The organism is Parabacteroides sp. FAFU027, from assembly GCF_022808675.1.
GTDB lineage: Bacteria > Bacteroidota > Bacteroidia > Bacteroidales > UBA7332 > CAXXIC01.
Genome location: NZ_JAKZKV010000003.1, coordinates 493,187 through 513,399, shown reverse-complemented (window position 1 = coordinate 513,399; position 20,213 = coordinate 493,187). Strand labels below are relative to the sequence as shown.

Below are 20,213 nucleotides of genomic sequence, written 5' to 3'. Positions count from 1 at the left end.
ATCTATGAAGCGAATAGTATTGTTTCTATCCATATTTGGCGTCATCCTGACATCTTGTAAGGATTATCTGGATACAGAGCCGACCGGTTCTTTGACTCCTTCAAATTCGTACGCTTCCAAAAGCCTGATTACAAGTGCACTGGCAGCAAGCTATCTGGGCCTTAAATCGGCTTATGTTTACGGTCAGTTTTATCCGGCCTATGAGAATGCTCCTACGGATGAATCATTCTTTTTTACATCCAATCCGACTTATCCGTATGCTTATTATAATAATCAGGCCAGTGATAACTCTCAGTTATTGAACTTTTGGCAGCAGTGTTATGTGTCAATTAATAATGCCAATACGTTGTTGGCAAATATTGATGCTTCGGCTGCAAAAGGAGGAGTGGATACCACCTATGTAAGAAAAGCAAAGGGTGAAGCTCTCTTTCTGAGAAGCTATTATTATTTTCTGCTTACACAGTGGTTTGGAGGTGTACCAATGTTGACTCAATCTATTGAAGATCCAAATAATATATTGATTGAACGTACTCCTGAAAAGGAAATGTATGATCAGATTATAGCTGATATGATCCAGTCAGAAAAATGGTTGGATGGACAGACATCAGCATCTATGGGATATTCAGACCGGGTAACGCAGGACGCTGTGCGGGGAATTCTGGCTCGTGTGTTTTTGTATGCAGCCGGAGAGCCTGTTAATGGTACCAATAAATTCTCTCAGAGCGAATGTTATCATCAATCGGCAATCTGGGCCAGTAAATTGATTAAGGCCGGAACTCATGACCTGTTGAGCTCCTATAAACAGGTATTTATTGATGAGGCGCAAAATGCATATAATACTGAAAATATCTGGGAAATCGGATTTAACCAGTTTGGAGTAGGGGTAGTCGCTGCGAGTGGTACAATTGGTGTGTATTGCGGACCGACTCACTCTTATCTGAGAAGTTCCACGACTGATGATTATGATGGTTATTGCTACAACTATCTGAGACCGCATCCGCGTCTGTTCCTTTCATACGAAGCAGGAGACTCGCGCAGAGACTGGAATATAGCTAATTATTCATTCAAAAGCTCCGGATACAGCACAACTGCTTCAAACTATTACAATGATGCAAAAGTACCATTGGATACTACTAAATTGTGGTCAAGATCAGCGGGGAAATGGCGTAGAGAGTATGAACCTGTATCAAGTCGTTTGGTGAAGAACAGTTCTGCTGAGAACTTTCCGGTATTGCGTTATGCTGATGTATTACTGATGTATGCTGAAGCTCTGAATGAAATAGATAGTACGACTGTCAATGGATGTACGCTTACCAAATTTGATGCAATCAATAAAGTACGGGCCAGAGCGATTTCAACAAGTCGTGTTGTAGATCACATAAGCTGGACTACAGGTACTGGGTATACATCAGATCCTGTTGTAACTGTTTCTGGAGGCGGAGGCTCCGGAGCTGAAGTTACGATTGCCAGTCAGTATCTGATGAGTACAACTACAAACAGAACAATTTATCCTCTGCTTACAGTACAAGGGAGTGGATATACCACGGCTCCGACCGTTACAATCGGAAATGGTTGGGCTGCAAATACACCTTACAAAGTCGGTGATCAGGTAGCAGCTCCTAATGGTAAGCTCTACACGGTAACGATGGCAGGTACTACCACGACAACTGCGCCAACCAACTCATCAGGTTCTTCAGCGGCAGCGACTACCGGTGCGGTATTCTATTATGTAGGAACAGCCGCTAAAGCGGTTGCATACCTCAGTGATATGCCAAATGTAAATCTTAGCGGTCTGAATAAGAATGACTTCCGTGCGGCTATCATGATGGAACGCTACCATGAGCTGTGTTTTGAAGCATTACGTTTGCAAGACCTTCGAAGATGGGGTATCCTGATTCCTATGGTTAAGGATTTGGCAAATGACCTGAATGCGACGAATCTTACCGGTTTTTATATCAAAAATGCAGATGGTTCAAACTCATCTTATTTCCAGAAGTTCAAATGGAAAATGATAATACCTGGAACTGCAGAGCTTTCCGCCAATGATGTCATTTACATAAACAGTGACGTTATGTATCCGGTTACCAACATTGGAACAAAAGACCTTTATTGGCCGATTCCTTTGCGGGAGCTTAATCTCAACTACAAATTAACTCAGAATCCGGGCTATTAATTTTTAATACTGAAAAAACTGAATTTATGAAGAAGCTAATATTCATATTACTCACATCAGTTGCGTTATTCTCATGTAACGACGTAGCTGTCAATACACCGGATGATTTTACCGTAAATACCAATATCGTTGCCAAAGCAGGAGATACCATTGTCATCACAAAGGGAGATACAGTGAATTTTAATTTTACGGGAAATCCGGATTATATAACTTTTTTTCCCGGGACACCCGGTTATGAATATCGTTATTCGGGAGTAGCCCAGCGTGATGGAGATTCGAGCCTTGTCTACTTCTCAACCAAACTGGGCGCAACAACAGGAACAACAGGGACGCTTACCGTGTTGGCATCTAACGACTTTACAGGAACAATGGATTCTGCCAATATCAAAAAAGCGACCTGGGTGCCGGTTACGCAAAAGTTTAAGTTAGCAACGACTACAACAGCTGTCGAATCTGGAAAAGTTCGTATAGATACCATTTCGGGGATTGATAAAAAACGTCCGGTCTATTTTGCTTTCCGGTTTGTCTCTGATTCTATCAAAACCACTACGGATATCACTAAACCATGGATGATTACTGCATTTTCATTTACCAATTATTTCTCCAATGGTATTACATATCAGTTAGCGAATGATATGAGATCAGCCGGTTTTGTAACTAAGAGTTTGAAAAACAGTTCCAACTATTGGTATTTCTCAAATTCGACGCTGACATTTGCCATTAATGCTAAAAGTGTTGGTACTGCAGGGGACGAAGACTGGGTAATTTCACGGGCATTGGATATGAGATGTGTGCCGGCTGATGCCGGACTTGTTGTTAAGAGTCTTAAAACAACAGGTTTAATCACTTCGTATTCTTATGTGTTCACACAAACCGGAGTGTTTACTGCATCATTTGTGGCTAAAAACCAATCTTACGATACCGCTAAAGATGTGGTTAGACAGATGATTGTAAAGGTTGTAAATCCGTAATAATAATCAGATAAATCAATTCAATATGAAGAGAAAACAATTTGTTTATACAATACTATCCGTGATGGCCATGTTTATCTTAATGGTAATGCCGGGCTGTAAGAATGCGGATGAAGAGACTCCCTATACTGATTATGGTGTGTCTGTATTTGAGGGCTATGGAGATGCAAAACAGGCAGGACTTGATACTACTCTGGCGACAGGAGACACAGCCCTGGCTCGCGTCAGAACAAAGTTCTATGCTACACTGGATAATAATTCCAAGGTATTTACCGTCCGGATTACATGGTACAATCTGCCTAATGCTGCTATAAAGGCGCAGATATTTTCTCCTGCTGATTCCAGCGTTTTTGTATCTGCCTATTCAATGTGGGATGTAAATACAGCGTTGTCCGGTAAATCCGGTTGGGTAGTTGCTTACAAGATGGAAAGTACAATGCTTCGAGATGAAGATGAAGTTCAACTGAGAGCCGGTAAATGGTATTTTACGGTTACGACTGCCGACTTAGATGCGGTTAGGAGTACCAGTAAAGCCCACACCGTTCCGATTAATGGCGTGAGTACGGTCGGATACGGCATTGCCCGTGGACAGGTGAAGTTCGTCCGAACATTCTACAAGAATGACTAACTAATCTATTGAATATTATGTATGCGACTCTTCCGATTTGATGGTAGAGTCGCATTTTTTTATACCCATCGAATAGATGGGTTAAATACTCGGGGCGTGGTGCAAGTGTTTGTTATATAACTGGTTGATGTTGGTGTGGCGGTCTCGTGTCAGTGAAAATAGTCGCAAAATGGGAAATGAGACCACTTGCCTGAATTAATTCTTCCACTTTTTTTTCTGGTATAATATATTTGCAGTGAACATTAGTTCCTGATTTATCAACCATTAAGAGAGCAATTTTGTTAAAGTAGAATTAACCGGATGCCTAGTGTTTTTTATAACTTAAAATAATACATGTAATAATGCAAACGCGAAAACACGCATTTCTAATGCTTCAATTGATGACTTAAAGAGTTTTTTAGCAGCTCAATCGAAATGATTATGATATTTGTATTTTGAAGATATTTTAAATAACTTAATTTGAACAACTATGAAAGTGAGAATTTTTACTTTAGTCGTCGTTTGTGCAGCGTTTTGGGGCATAAACACAAATGCATTTGCACAGGCTTCCGGCGAATATATCGCAATCGCAGACGGTGATTACAACACAGTCGCTACCTGGGGTATTTCGGATGGGGCTGGTGGAACTACTGCTGCAACTGTTCTTCCGGCAATAACTAATAATGTCTGGATACCCGTCGGTCGTTCTTTGACCATTACTACATCAACAGTAGGATTAGCGAAAGATCTGCACATTGCCGGAACATTAACCTTGGGCGCTTCGACAACATCCGGACAATCTGTTAAAGCAAACGGAAATCTTACTATTGAGAGTACCGGTATACTTACTTCTACAACTGCAAATGCGGGGTATGTTAGTAGTGTAACCGTGGGAAGTGGAATTAACTCCTCTTCTTCAACTTGCACTATTCAGGTGGATGGTCAATTTGGTTCTTCATCAGCAACAACTACTGCAGGAAGCGGTATCCGTTTGTTCTGTGATGCCGGATATACAACTCTGGTAACAGGTTCCGGGAAGTTTAATATTGCGAGATTCCAAATCGTATCAGGAAATGCACGTACTCAGAATATTGTCATTGATATGGATGCAGCTATTCTGAATAATGCCAGTGCAACTCCAACCTTAAGCATTGTAAGCGGAACCAATGGAGCAGTCGCAAAAACACTGACCATTAATGCGGGTAAAACGGTAACCTTCTCAAATAGTGGCAATGCGTTACTGCATGGACAAACAGGTACTGCATATCCTACAGGTACAGGCGGTAATATCACCTATGACATTCAGGGTACTTTGAATACCGGTACCGGAGGTGGATTGTGGTTGAATACAACTTCGAATACTTCAAGTTCTACTCAGGCACTCACTCTCCGAATTGGTGCTGCCGGAAAATTAATCTTAGGCGGAAAGATAAACACAGATGTGAGTCAGCCCGCTACACAGTCTATCGTTTATGATTTTGCAGCCGGTTCAACGGTTGAGTATAGCGGAGCTACAGCAGTGACATTTACAGGTACAAACCAGAAGTATATGACCGTTTTCTCTAACCTGATTATGAATAATACAGGAGGAGTAACCCTTCCGGTGGCTACGACCACCAATAATCTGACATTGACAGCCGGTACTATTTCTCTGGGTGCGAATAATCTAAACGTTTCGACTGCTATCAGCGGCGGTTCATCCAGTAGCTACGTTGTAACTGATGGTGCCGGTGTGCTAAACACTCCTGCAGCCGCATCTGCAACTACTGTTTTCCCGATTGGCCCATCCACTACGGCTTATGCTCCAGCTTCAGTAAATCCTGCTACAGCGACAACTTTTGCTGCGAGAGTGAGTGCCAGCCATGCCGGAGCTGCTCCAAGTGGTTATAGCCTCAATGCGGAAGAGTGGAAACTGACTCCAACTGCAGCTTCTTCAACTGTAGTTTCATTGACTCCTACTACTGCGACTTACAATGTCGGTACTGTTATTTTCCATTGGAATGGGACTTCATATGATGTTATTGCTGATACTTACAATAACGGAGTTTACACGGCAACAACCAGCACTTTTTCCAACTCTTTTGCGACAGGAGGATCAGGCACTACAGGTGTAAAATCAATTCAAAACGAGAGTGTATTAGTTTATAGTGCTAATGGGAAAGTGATTATTGCCAATGCAAATATTGGTGATGTAATAACTGTCTATACAGTAAGTGGAAGTAAAGTTATCGTTCTAACTGCTTCTTCTAGCCAAATGTCTATTGAACTTCCTAATGGACTATATATCGTAAATGCAGGAGGTAAATCCGTAAAAGTTTATGTGAGATAATAAGTTTAGTGTGTTGTAATATATCTATGAGTAACCGGAGGATTCGTTTTGTTTTCTCCGGTCTCTTTTTCTGACCTTATCCTATTGACCCTAATTCACCCATGATTCAAAAAATATACTGCAGAAAATTGCTTCTGATTTTTGTGATGCTTTTCTCTATTCAACTAATATTTTCCCGCAACTTTGTACACCCCGGTATTTCTCACAAATTATCAGATTTGGAGCGGATGAAATATATGGTACAGGCCGGCAAAGAGCCCTGGACTTCATCGTTTACAAAGTTACAGGCTAATAGTTATGCCAAATATACTTACACTGTACAGTGGAAAACAGACTCTGTTCGGGTAGTGGAAAATTTGTCATCTAATTACGAGAAGTTTAAATACGATGCATTGGCCGCTTACTACAACTCTCTGATGTGGTATATTACAGGAGATGTGCGCCATGCCCAAAAGTGTGTGCAGATATTTAATGCCATGAAGAATATTCGCAGCATCGTTTCTGCGACAGAAAGTCTGGGGGCAGGTCGTGTCATCTGGAAGTTGCTGGAAGGAGCTGAAATTATCAAAAATACCTACACCGGTTGGCAACAGACAGATATTGACGCGTTTAAAGCGATGTTGGTTTATCCCGGTTATTCTACATCAGTTGACCACTCAGGTGACGCAGAACATTCGTTTTACTGGGCGATGTTTAATGGAGACTTTGGACGTCATGGCAACCAAGGCCTTTTTGGAATCAGGGGTATCATGGCGATGGGTATTTTTATGGACAATGAGATAATGTTCGACCGTGCATTGCGCTATCTTAAAGGTCAGGCTCACCGTTCGGATGATTTGCCTTATGTGTCAGGTCCGACGATTGTCAGTTCTTCCCCTTCAGCTACGAATAGCTATTTTGATACATATACTCTGAGTGCACCCTATATTCAATCAACAATAGAAGATTATGGATATAACGAGGTGATAAAGAATTATATCTGGGAAAATGGTCAAAGCCAGGAGTCTTCCCGTGATCAAAGTCATGCTTTGTTGGGGGTATCCATCATTAATACGATGTGTGAGATGGCCTGGAACCAAGGGGAGGATATTTACAGCTTTTTGAATTATAGACCATTGTTGGGTCTTGAATTCTATAACCATTATAATGTCTCTTACAATTTTTCATTCACAGATCAGCTTACATCCTGGGAGCCAACGGTCTCTACCGGAGAATTTATTCAACGACGAGACCGTAGTGCCAGATGGTATTCAAAGGCTATAAATCCTTATTCCGAAAGCGACTTTGTGAATGTAACCAGAGGTACTTTTGTTACTTCCGGAAATGCCCCTGTTTGGGAGATGGTACTAGGGCATTATAAATCAAGATTGAATTTACCTCAATCACAATATAAATGGACGGTCAGATGTGATAGTATTTCCCGAAAAAACTTTGGTTATGAGCAGCAGGGATTTCAGGTGGATCATCCCGGATTTGGTGGGTTAACTTTTCACAGGGTAGATAATTGTCCGGGCGATCCGTGTACATTTGTTAATAGGCAACCCGTTTACGGAATTCATATGCTGCCGGGCAAAGTGGAAGCCGAAGATTTCGACTTTTTTTCCGCACAGGGACAGAGCCGGACCTTTTACGAATTGTCAGGAACGAAGGTGGCTAACGATTATCGCCCTGATAGTGCAGTTACAATAAAAAGCTGTTCTGCCGGAGGGTATAAAGTCAGCGATATGGCGGCCGGAGAATGGCTGGCCTATACCGTTTACGTTCCATCTACTCAGAAATATTCAATTAAAGTAAACTATTCCGCTCCATTATCCGGTTCAAGATTGAAAATAGCTTTAGGCGGAACAGATAAAACCACAGAAATCGCATTACCCTCCACGGGTGCTGGTATCTGGTCGGATTATACCTTAAGTGGAGCAGCAAGTCTGACTTCCGGAATACAGGATTTACGTGCATATGTTTCGGGTGTATCAAATAATCTGGAACTGAATTCTATTTCCATTCTGTCAGAAACTACTGCGACGGATGAGGTAAGAATAAGTTCATCGTATCGAGTCTTTACAGAGGAAAACCGGATTTATATAAATGGCGTTTTGCCCAATGATATGCTGACTGTTTTTGCCATCAACGGTACACAAGTGAGGTCATTTCAGGTTACAACCGATCCAGTTTCATTCTCTTTACCCAAAGGGATATATATCCTGAACGTTCAGTCACGAGATAATTCACAGAGATTCAAAGTAGTGATCTAATAATATCCTTATGCCGAAATGAGTCTTACTTTGGAATATGAGACTAGAAATGCACGAAATTTCCTGTGTTATTTCCCTGAAATGATGATTTTTGTAAAGCTTCCTTTTTTATATCGGAATGCCGAATGAATCTGAATACAAACCCATAATAACCTATTCGTAAAGTGAATTCGTCTACATTATTAACCCGTTTACGGAAGATTAATCTGCTATTAATTCTTTCTGTCCTACCCATGTTTGCCGTTGCTCAGCGAACGTTTGTCCATCCCGGTATTTCACATAAACTATCCGACCTGCAACGGATGAAAGATATGGTTAATGCCGGTATTGATCCCTGGAAAACTACTTATGCCCGGTTACAGGAAAATAAGTATGCCAGCTACAATTATAAAGTAATGGGGGACAGTTCCAGAACAGAACTGATTACCACTACCGGAGATTACAACAAGCTTAAATTTGACGGACTCGCGGCCTACTACAACTCTCTGATGTGGTATATTACCGGAGATAAACGTCATGCCGAAAAAGCTGTCCAGATATTTAAAGCCTGGTCAAACCTGAAGCGGATGAAAACCGGAGGTACCGACTGTCTTGATGCCGGTCGTGTGATTTGGAAAATTGTTGAGGCTGTCGAAATCATCAAAAATACTTATCCCGGATGGAAAAAAGAGGATATTGATAAGTTTAAAGCGATGATTGTTTATCCGGGTTATTCCAGTAAAGAAGTACCCACACAAGCAATTAAAAACGGTGATGTAACTTTCTATTGGTATATGTATAACGGTGACGCCGTTCGTCACGGTAATCAGGGATTGTTCGGATACCGGGGGGTAATGGCCATGGGAATTTTCCTGGATAATGAGATTATGTATGACCGGGCATTGCGTGCGTTAAAAGGCTTGCCTCATCGTCCCGATGATCTACCTTATCCTGCTGGTCCTCCGGTAACGACTACCTCTCCTTTGCCCTCGTCGAATGCCTACTACGATGAATTCAAAATCACCGCGCCATTTGCACCGGACAAAAAGATAGAGGATTATGGTTACAATGAGGCGATTGAAAATTATATATGGGAAACCGGACAAGGGCAGGAGACTTCCCGTGACCAGGGGCATGCTGTCTTGGGGGTATCCATTATCCTGACGATATGTGAAATGGCCTGGAATCAGGGCGACGATATCTATAGCTTTCTCAATAACAGACCACTGAAAGGAATGGAATATGCTCTGCGATACAACCTTTCATATAAATACTCTTTTCCGGACCAGCCTAAACCCTGGGAGCCTACCGAGCAATCAGGCGAATTTATCCAACGAAAAGACCGCAGTGGACGCTGGTTGTCCAAAGCCCCCAACCCCTACAATGGAAACGATTTGAATCGTTTAACCAGAGGTGTTAATGTCGTATCAGGCCAGACGCCGATAGAAGAATTGGTATTGGGGCACTATCAGGGGCGTTTACAAATGAAGGATGATTCTGTAAAATGGACTCGTCGGACTTTGGATATAGTCCAAAAAGAAACCGGAGTAGAGCAGGGCGGATTCGACGTGGACCATCCGGGGTGGGGGGGCCTGACCTTCCATCGTCCGAAAGATTGTGCCGGAGACCCATGTACATTTGTCAACGGTCGTCCTGTTTTTGCATTGCCTACTATTCCCGGGAAAATTGAAGCGGAGGATTTCGACTTTTTTCAAACTAAAGCCAATGGTAAATCATATAATGACCTAACGCCGACCAATACCGGAGGGAAATATCGTACGGGAGAATCTGTTGATATTTCTACTTGCCCGACCGGTGGCTATCAGGTGGTAAATATCCAGCCGGGTGAATGGCTCAATTACACAGTCAATATTCCTATCAATTCAGCTTACGATGTAAAAATCAATTATGCGGCAGCCAATAGTAACGGTAAAATCAAGGTTGCTTTTGATGGAGCAGATAAAACGACTTGGGTAAATGTGCCTTTCGGCGGTGAAAGTTCGACAGCAGCAACTGATTTCAAGACAGTGACCATTGCTAAACAGATCCCCCTTTCAGCAGGAGTGCAATCCATAAGAATCTACTTTGATGGAGCTGCGAATGCTTTTACACTGAATAATATTCAGATTGAGCTGAATCCCGCCGGGCCGAAAAAAGTGGTGCTGAAAGCTAAAGAGACTAAGACTAGTATTCAACTGGATTGGACTATGGAAAATATCCTGGCGAAATCTCAGAAAATATACCGTGGAACAACCCTGGATTTTAAGGCGGCGACTGTCTTGGAAGATAATGTGTCAGGCGATAGCTTTAATGACAGAAGCTGTGCAGCGAATGTTGAATATTATTATTGGGTAGCCGTAACGGCAGTGGATGGTCAGGAGCAGCTTTCTCTACCTGTAAAAGCGGTATCACACATCGGGCTGGTTGATGATTGCTTCAAGGAGGATAATAAGCTTTGGGTTGTTGCAACAAACGGAGCCTCTTCTGAAATAGTTGATAATGCATTGAAGGTGATTTTTACCACCATGGAAAATGGTAAACTTCGTGGAGATATAAAACGGAATGCAGAACTAGCACTGCACGCCGGAAACTATCCGATTCTGGCTTTTAAAGGTACTTTTCCTGAAGTTGCAAATCTCCAATTGGCTAGCAACCTGGGGACTTTCGGAAACGGTTCAAATAAATTCAAGAAAATGGGGGATAACGTGATTTATTATGACCTGTCTACGACTCCGTTTGTCTCAAAAGAGATGAATAGCTTTATCTCCAAAACAGAAGCAACTGTCATTCCGGCAGGATTATCTTTGAAAGTAGCTGATGTAACCAGTACAGAAGAGGGCTATACTATATGTTGGGTAAAGACCTTTAAGAGTGTGGATGAGCTGAAAGCATTTTTGAAGTCTGAAAAAAGTAATTAGTAAAAAAGGAACAACCTATCTTTTTATCAGCGCGATGTTTCTCTGAAAAGGGGATGACATCGCGCTTTTTTGTGAAGGAAATATTGTGTTTTTATGTATATGAAATTCGTTGTTTCTCTGAAGATGGTTGTTTTATTGTGATTTATATGATTGCAATATAGCCCCCTTGGTAAAAAAGAGTCTCATTTCTCATAATGAGACTTTATCCGGTGATTTGCATTTGGGCATTGCATATTGGTGTCTCTATATTTGCTTCACCAAAAATCAAATCGATTAATCCATGAAGCATTATTTTACCTCTTTCTTGCCGGAAAATTCATCCGGATAAAATTCCTCTTTTAATCAATTGAGTTAATAGGTCAAAATAACCAATTAACAGAGAACTATCCAATTATTAATCTATTAATTTCATTACATGAAAAGAAAACTTTTCCCCTTAATTGCCGCCATAATGGTTTTGGCGTTATGGCAAAGTAACCTGTTTGCGCAGGCTTCCGGAGACCTGGTTTATACGGGTACATCCGGAGGTAGTTGGCATACAGCATCTAACTGGAGTGTATCCAACGGTTCCGGTGGATATTCTGGTATGTCATCGGCGATACCGACTACATCGAATAATGTCTGGATTCCGGCTGGTGTAATTGTATATCCACAGTCTGGCAATAACACCGGAGGTTCCTTTAAATTTATAGCCAAAGACCTGCATATTCTTGGAACATTGAATTGTCGAAATTCATCAACAGACTATGGAACTGAGAATTCTCAGTTCCTGGGAAATGTGTATGTAGAGTCAACCGGTACAGTCAACGATGCCCAAAAATGGATTATGGGTAACAGTACTACGACCGGAGCTAATATAACCGTAGCATCAGGTGGAAAACTCTATTTTGCGGCAGGTTCGCGGTGGTTCTTCTGTGGAGCAGACGGTAGTAATATCACGATAACCAATAACGGTAACATAGGGGCTGCTTCCTGGGCTGCCAATGCCGGTGCTTTAGTTACTATGGGGGGGAGTTATAATGGTAATGTAAACCTGACTTTTACCGGTTCAGGAACATATATCCTTCAAAAAATCAATGCTGATAATTACTCTCCCAGATGTAATATTATCATTGACCGGGATATGACTTTAACTGCCAATTCCGGAAATGCGGTTTATCTGGCTAAAAGTAATAGTGTAAGTAGTGGTTCTAACCGTTCATTTACCATCAATAGTGGTAAAACGGTTACATTGACATCCGGTAGCTGGTTTGCCAACAGCGCTTCGAATACAAGTACCGATTGTAACAACAACTATAATATCAATGGAACATTGGATGCCTCAGCGGCATCAATCTATTTTGCATGTCCGAATAATGCAGCTACCGATAGTACCGGACAGAAAAATAAGCAGGTTATTAATCTCGGAGCTAATGGTGTCCTGAAATGTGGAAGCACTATCAAAGTTGAAAAATTCTACTCTACTCAAACGTTGGCTGTAAATGTCGCTACAGGTGGAACAATTACTTATGCCGGAACGGCTTATCAAACATTCCCCACTGGAAATACTTTTTCAGTAACCGCATCGCCTTATTCTTTGTTGGGGAATTCCAATTCTAATGTATCATTCACAAGTACAAGCGCGACGACTCTTACCCTGAATAATGATTTGACAATGGGGCAAAACCTGACACTTGGTGCGGCTACGACTTTGGCAGGTGCGAGCAATCTGTCAATTAACGGAATCTTAACTCTTGGGGGAAAATTAACCAATAATACCGGCGCAATCACATTAGGAAACAATGCGTCATTGAGTGGAGTCAGTTCTTCCAATTATATTGACCTGACCAATGGCGGAAGCTTCACAAGAAATGGTGTTACGACTGCTTCCTCATTATTCCCGATTGGTGTGGGTAGCTATACACCGCTAACCCTTGCCAATACAACCGGAACTCCCAATATCACAACCAAAGTCAAAACGACGATTGATAATGCGGTAGAAGATGCTACTAAGATTGTAAATCTGCAATGGTCCGTAACCGGAAGTTCTGCTTCGACTTCTGATATTACTTTCCAGTTTAACGGTTCAAATAAAGCTTCTGCATTTGATGTCGCTTCTACCTGTGATTTAGGTAACTACACCAGTGCATGGACTGCAGTAAATGTGAATACTCCAGCGGGGACTGACCCTTATACCGTCTCTGCAACCGGATTAACTATCCCTACAACCAATAATCTTTATGTAATAGGTAATACCGGTAAGGTTGTTCGTTTGGCTCCAACCAATACGACCTGGACCGGTGCGGTTGACAACGATTGGTCAAAAAGTGGTAACTGGTCAAACGGAGTGCCAGATAATACTCTTGATGTTGTTATCCCTACATCTTTAGCAACCTATCCTGTTATTTCTTCGTCTTATGATATTAAAGGCTTGAACGTTGCTAGTGGAGCATCGATTACCAATAACGGAACTCTGAATATCACTGGAGCCGATATTTCTGTAAATGGTTCATTGTCTGGAAATGGAGCATATAAACTTTCCGGAACAGTAGCACAGGCCATCACGGGTACTATGTCTGTCAATCATTTGACCCTCAATGATATTTATGGAGTGACAAATAATGGAACACTCATTGTGAACACAGATTTAACTGTTATCGCCGGTGGAATCAGTGGGACTGCTCCGGTTTATAGTGCAGACTTGCCGGTTACGTTTACCGGTACCGGGACTACGGCTACCGGATTGATTTTAAGTCCTTCATCCGGCAATGTCGGAACTTTGACAATTAATGGTGCCGGAACACTGAGTCTGTCAAATGCTGCTCAGGTAAAAGCATTGGCACTTACTGCCGGTATTTTGAATAACAGTTCAAATATTATAACTGTTACCGGGTCTGTTACCCGTACTGCGGGTATGTTGATTTCTGCTCCCGTTTATAGTGGTAGTATTCCTGTAAATTATGTAGGAACTACAGCAACCAATTCAGGTTATGAGATTTCTCCGGTATCAGGTTCGGTAAGCATTTTTACCTTAAACGGCAGTGGCGTTTATACTGTTACAAGTCCGATTGTATCATCAGGTGACATCAATGTCGCTTCAGGAACCATGCAAATGTCGGCAAATGTATCTGCCCAAAATATAACCATAGCGGAGGGTGCGGTGCTGAATTCAAGCATTGCAGCTACCACAACTTCACGTTATGCTTTGACATTAGGGAATGGTGCTGCCGGTAATGATGCCGTTCTGACTGTAAATGGTACTCTCGGTAACTCAACTAAATGGGCGAATGACGGTATTGATATTCAGGTAAGTGGTAATGCCAAAACCTTTACAGTAAACGGAGCCGCTTCAGGAGTTATTGGTGTTTCAGGATTACGTCCCGCGGTTGATGCAAATTCACGCACTTTGGATATTGTTATCAACCATGATATGTATCTGGACCGGGATAATGGTGGTGCTGCCAATATTGAACCGACACTGACTCTTCAGAACGGAACCTGTGTGTATGACCGCACACTTACGATTGCAGCAGGCGCTACTGTTACATTCCGCGGAAACTGTGCTTTCCATGGTTCAAAAAACACAAATACACAAGCCGATGAATTGGTCAACAACTATGCAAGCTCTTCAGCCAACCAGGGTAACTGCACCTACATTATTTCAGGAACCCTTGATATGGCATCATCTTATACCAGTACAACTTTCAACCTGAATACCTGTTCTTTTGCGGGTAATACACAGGCTGTACTTGTGGATGTGAAAAACGGCGGAACATTGAAACTGGCAAACATTGTGAAAATGTACACTGCACTGGCTAACCAGACTTCGGCAATTGTGGCGGAAGACGGTTCCAATGTCGCATTTAACTACAATGGCGCACAAACCTTTTTGGCAACAACCGGAGGGGGTACTGTTCCTACACTTTCATTCTATAACCTGACAGTGAATAATACCAGTGGTATCAGTCTTGCTAATCCGATGACGGTCAGAGGAACATTGACATTGGCCACAGGAGGCATTACCGGAAGTGCCGTAATAATGGGTGGAACTACTCAACAAACTATCGTGCCTAACGGATACTCAATCGATAACCTGACGATTAATAATGCAGCAGGTGTACTTGGGGCTCCAACTGTTGGTAACACTCTGTATGTAACCAACGGTGCCCTTCAGGATTATTCCAATATGACTAACTGTACCATCGTGTTTAACGGAACTACCCCTCAAACAACCGGAACCGGTCTTGCTACCGTTAAAAATCTGGTTGTTAATAATGCCAGTGGCTTGACATTGGCTACTGCTCCGACGATTACCGGCGTATTGACCCTGACCAGTGGTAAACTTTTTCTTGGCAACAATAATCTGATTATCGGTTCAACAGGTTCAATCGCAGCTCCATCAAATTCATCTTACATCGTGACCAATGGTTCAGGTTTATTGGTGATGAATGCTCCGGCTGCAACATCTACTACATTTCCAATTGGTACTGCTACTACCTTCAATCCGGTAACGCTGAATCCTGCTACGGCCAGCAACTTTTACACCAGCGTAAATGAAGGAAATACACCAGCCTTGCCTACAACGGATGCCACAATCCTTCCGGCGAAATCATTGAACCGTACCTGGAACATTACACCGGTAACTCCTTCAGCGACTACGCTTACTTTAGGCTATAATGGCAGCACTGATGCTAATGCAAGCTTTGATAATAGTGGAGCTGATATTGCGCTACTGCATAACAATACTTCCGGTAATTGGGAGTATGTGGGCTCTGGAGCGGTCACACCCGGTATTGGAACTACAACGGCGAAGACTGCAACACTTGAAAATATCAATTCATTTTCTCCATTCACCATCGTGAATCCGGTCCCTGGAGCAGTATATGTAAATGGTGGAGGGGGAACCTTCAGTGATGTTTTCCGTTCAAAAGCAAATGGAAACTGGAATGGTTCAACAACCTGGGAACTATATGATAATACGTCGTCAACCTGGGCGGCAACAGTATTATCTCCGACGTCAACCAGTACAGTAACAATCAGTGCAGGAGATACAGTGACGATTACTACTCAAGCCGGAGTAGGTTCATTAACTATTGAGCCGACAGCAGTCTTGAAATCATCGGTAAGCGCTTACACTTCTACCCCGATTGTTCTGACAATTGGAAAAGCATCTTCAGCTATTCACAATAACGGACTCTTCGGTTGTGCTATCGGAAGCAGTGCTGGTACAGTAGGTGACGGTATTTCATTGGCTTTGGCATCGAACTGTGCTTCATTTATATTAAACGGAACAGGTCAGTCTGGCATTGGAAATCTCTATACATTAGGCGGTTCTAATAATCTCGTTGCGGTCATTGACCAGGATGTGCAATTCAGATATACCACATCTGCAGCTAAGAAAACGGCATTGACTTTGGTTGATCCATCTGCAACGGCATTTACCGGTTCAAGAACGTTAATTGTAAACGCAGGTAAAACCGTTTCCTTCCTGAACGCAAACAGTTGCCTGCATAGTACAACTTTCTCATCTACTGGTTCATTTACCGAACAGCAAGGCAATATCACTTACGATATTCAGGGAACACTTGACCTTAAGGGCGGTAATGTCTATATCACCTCCACCACTGATGCCACTTCTCCTGCTCAGGCAGTTAAACTGAATATCGGTGCAGCCGGCAAACTGATTGTTGGTGGAGATTTCAGCATGTGTAAAGTTCAGTCAACTCAGGCTGTCTTTGTAAATATTGAAAATGGTGGATTGTTAGATGCTTCAGCGGCACCATTAAGCGCTGCGAACTTCTACGGACCTTCCACCAATTCAACTTCAGGTTACGGTTCAAACTATGTCTGGGTTGTAATGGGCGGCATAAACTCATCTTATTCAAGACTATGTGGAACTGGATCCAATACCAAAGTCTTTAATATTGCTGTAGCTCCTGCATCGGGTGATTACACCAGTATTTATGGTAATCCGGTATCGTTAAGCACAAACTCTTCACTATTTACTGATGTTTATTCAACCAGTGTGGCAGTTGGTAACTTCCCGGCAAACTATTCCTATTCGACCAACTATGCGTTGAACAGAACCTGGAAAATAGAGCCGTCGAAAGGACCAAATGCTTATCCGACCTATATGAAATATGGATTTACAGGTGGTTCGGTAGATGCCAATTCGGCTTATTCACCGACCTATCCATCCTATACGGCATGGTACGGAACTACAATCAATGCGGGTGCTACTGACTTGTATATGTACAATAATCTGACCAGCAGATGGGCTATCTTAAGCTTTACCAATAACATTGCACCTGTTTCAGGCACGATGGGTACTACCTGGCAGATGAACTTTAATCCGGTAGCCGGATTCGTAGCTCCCTATTACTTTAACCTGTTCAATATGGCAGTTCCATTGAACTGTTATTAATCAATTCAGCAAGGATAAATTATAAAGAAAACCTGACATATATTGGCGTTGACCAATATATGCAGGTTTCAAAGAATACAGTCAGCAACATAAAATATTATTGACAAATGAGATTTAATAGCATAATTAAGAAAGTCAGCTTGTTGGCAAGCTTGTTTTCTGTGTTCTGTTTAACAGATACACAGGCACAGGTGAACGCTCCGGGTCAGGTATGGCAATGGGCTATAGATGTACAGGGTGCTGTAAATGCGAATGGGCAACCGCGTGCATATATGTGGATTCCTCCTAATTGTACCAAAGTTAAAGCGATGATGCTTGCCCAAAATAATATGGAAGAACTTTCAATTCTTGAAAATCAGCAATTCCGGGATTCTCTGGCATCTATTGATATGGGGGAAATCTGGATATCACCCAATTTTGACCTGAACTTCAACTTCCAGAACGGTGCCGGAGAGATTTATCTACAGATGGCAAAGGATTTGGCAAGTGTCTCCGGATATTCGGAGTTGATAAACGTGCCTGTTGTACCTATAGGACACTCAGCCTCAGCAAATTTCCCATTTGCATTTGCAGCCTGGAGCAATGAGCGTACTTTATGTACAGTGTCGGTAAGCGGTATGGCCCCGTATGATTTTACGAATCAGTTTGGCCAAAACTTTTGGTGCGGTCGTCGGGTGGATTATATTCCCCATTTGACCTGTATGGGTGAGTTCGAAGGTGCAGGTGATTACAATAATTCTACCTGGACAAAGATTTATAACCGCATTGATACGAATCAATATACTCCATTCTGCTTTCTTCCTATATCAGGGGAATATCATTTTGCTACTTCACAACGGAAAACCAATTTCATTGCCTACTTCATCAAAAAAGCGATGCAATACCGTATGGCAGAACCGGCTACAGACTCTAAGTTAGCTGTATTAAATCAGATAAACCCCATGACTACCGGATGGCGTGTGGACAGATGGCAAAAGGATATGCTTCCCCGTTACGCCCCAGCGCCGGTTGCTTCATATACCGGCATCAGACGTGAGTCATACTGGTGTTTTGATCAGGATATGGCATTGAGGATTGAGGATTTTAAAAGTACCTATTTTAGAAAAACACCTTGTTTGATAGCTTACAATCAAAGCACCACACCTGGTGTTGTTGGGACTAAAGTACCTCAGACTAATAATCACGTACAATGTACCCTTAGCTTTATTCCGCTGAATGATAGCCTTGATTTTGAATTGTCTTCTTCATTTCTGGATTCAATACCGGCAGTGAGTGGACGTTGTGCCGGATGGATGAGTACAACAAATCCTTCTACCGGAGTTGTAACCAATGGTACAGTTGGTGCCCGTATTGGTCATCCTGCTGACAACAGTTTGTCTGTTATTGATCGGGAATTAGGGCCGATTGCCAAACTGGGTGTCGATCCGGCTACCGGTATCACAAAATTCCGTATGAGCATGGAAAGAGGTCTGGGTACAGGACTCACCAATTATCAGCAATACTGGATCTTCTCGGTGGCTCATCCGGGGGATGCAACCTACAAAGCTTCGGTTTTGCAGGCCGATATGAGTGTGAATGTGTACAATACTTCAGGATTGGCACAAACCATTACCTTTCCGCAAATTGCAAATGTGGCAAATGTATCAGCCGGTCCGGTTACGCTGAATGCAACTTCCAGCATGGGAATGCCAGTGCAATACTTTATCGAGGAAGGACCGGCTCAATTGCAGGGAAATAAGGTCGTATTTACCAAAATCCCGAAAAGTGCGAAATATCCTGTAAAAGTAACTGTTACCGCCTGGCAATGGGGCCGAAATGCGGCATTGGCTACACGCCTTGGAGCTTCTCAGGTTCAGACAGCACCGCAGGTGAAAAATACGTTCTACATTTTGTCAAATGTTCAACCTGTTATTGATTTGAATAAAATCGAAGCAACATTGGTGAATTCGAGTCTGGTAAATGTTTCCTGGAAAACAAATACAGAGGTGAATACATCTTCATTTGTTGTTGAAAAGAGCCCGGATAATACTACCTGGGTAACTCTGGGTACGGTTACTTCAGCCGGTGCCGGTTCGTCCTACCTTTACAGCGATACGAATCCGGTGGATGGTATTAATTACTATCGCCTGAAAGTAATCAGCTCAGATGAGAGTTATGTATATTCTGAAGTGGTGTCTGTTTCAAAAGGCATTGCTACTTCCATAAAAAAGCCTGCGACTGAAGTCCTCAGTTTGGTAAAAGTAGGTAATGTCATCGAGGTTACAGGTGCAAAACCAAACGCTGAAATGACTTTGTCGTTGACAGATGCTTCGGGTAAAGTGTTATTTATCAAACAAGAAGTAGCTTCTTCATTAGGTACTGCACAAGTTAAGTTACCCATATTGGCTACGGGAGTCTATATGGTAAATGTGAATTCAGACAAAAAAGCCAAAACGTTGAAGATTGTAAACGACTAAAGATACCAACCCTTCATTTTTTATTCTATTCTTTTGACAGCCGGATGCATTTATATGTTTTCCGGCTGTTTTTGTATTTAGATGAACTTGTAAACTTGTGTAGAATTATCAAATCCGGTTTTCTT

General features: G+C 42.3%; 8 protein-coding genes. All 8 read left to right on the top strand.

What is annotated here, in order from left to right; genetic code table 11:
• Nucleotides 1-4 precede the first annotated feature (4 nt).
• A complete protein-coding gene (locus MLE17_RS07415) occupies nucleotides 5-2,173 on the top strand; it encodes a RagB/SusD family nutrient uptake outer membrane protein (RefSeq protein ID WP_243348121.1) in 2,169 nt (722 codons plus the stop codon).
• Between the two features lie 26 nt (nucleotides 2,174-2,199).
• The gene (locus tag MLE17_RS07410) at nucleotides 2,200-3,144 is read left to right on the top strand and encodes a DUF5017 domain-containing protein (protein ID WP_243348120.1); all 945 of its coding nucleotides are present in this window, start codon (nucleotides 2,200-2,202) and stop codon (nucleotides 3,142-3,144) included.
• Between the two features lie 25 nt (nucleotides 3,145-3,169).
• Nucleotides 3,170-3,772 (top strand): hypothetical protein, encoded by a 603-nt coding sequence (locus MLE17_RS07405; protein WP_243348119.1) that lies wholly within the window; start codon nucleotides 3,170-3,172, stop codon nucleotides 3,770-3,772.
• A 469-nt stretch (nucleotides 3,773-4,241) separates the two neighbouring features.
• Nucleotides 4,242-6,080 (top strand): beta strand repeat-containing protein, encoded by a 1,839-nt coding sequence (locus MLE17_RS07400; protein ID WP_243348118.1) that lies wholly within the window; start codon nucleotides 4,242-4,244, stop codon nucleotides 6,078-6,080.
• Nucleotides 6,081-6,307: 227 nt separating this feature from the next.
• Nucleotides 6,308-8,332 carry a carbohydrate-binding protein gene (locus MLE17_RS07395; RefSeq protein WP_243348117.1) on the top strand — a complete coding sequence of 675 codons (2,025 nt, stop codon included), beginning with the start codon at nucleotides 6,308-6,310 and terminating at the stop codon, nucleotides 8,330-8,332.
• 233 nt (nucleotides 8,333-8,565) lie between these two features.
• Entirely contained in the window at nucleotides 8,566-11,229 is a 2,664-nt protein-coding gene (locus MLE17_RS07390) for a DUF4979 domain-containing protein (protein ID WP_243348116.1), read from the top strand.
• Between the two features lie 415 nt (nucleotides 11,230-11,644).
• Nucleotides 11,645-17,632, top strand: coding sequence for a beta strand repeat-containing protein (locus MLE17_RS07385; RefSeq protein ID WP_243348115.1), 5,988 nt, complete (start codon nucleotides 11,645-11,647; stop codon nucleotides 17,630-17,632).
• A gap of 107 nt (nucleotides 17,633-17,739) precedes the next feature.
• Nucleotides 17,740-20,088, top strand: a complete 2,349-nt coding sequence (locus tag MLE17_RS07380) for a T9SS type A sorting domain-containing protein (protein WP_243348114.1) — start codon at nucleotides 17,740-17,742, stop codon at nucleotides 20,086-20,088.
• Nucleotides 20,089-20,213: the final 125 nt, after the last annotated feature.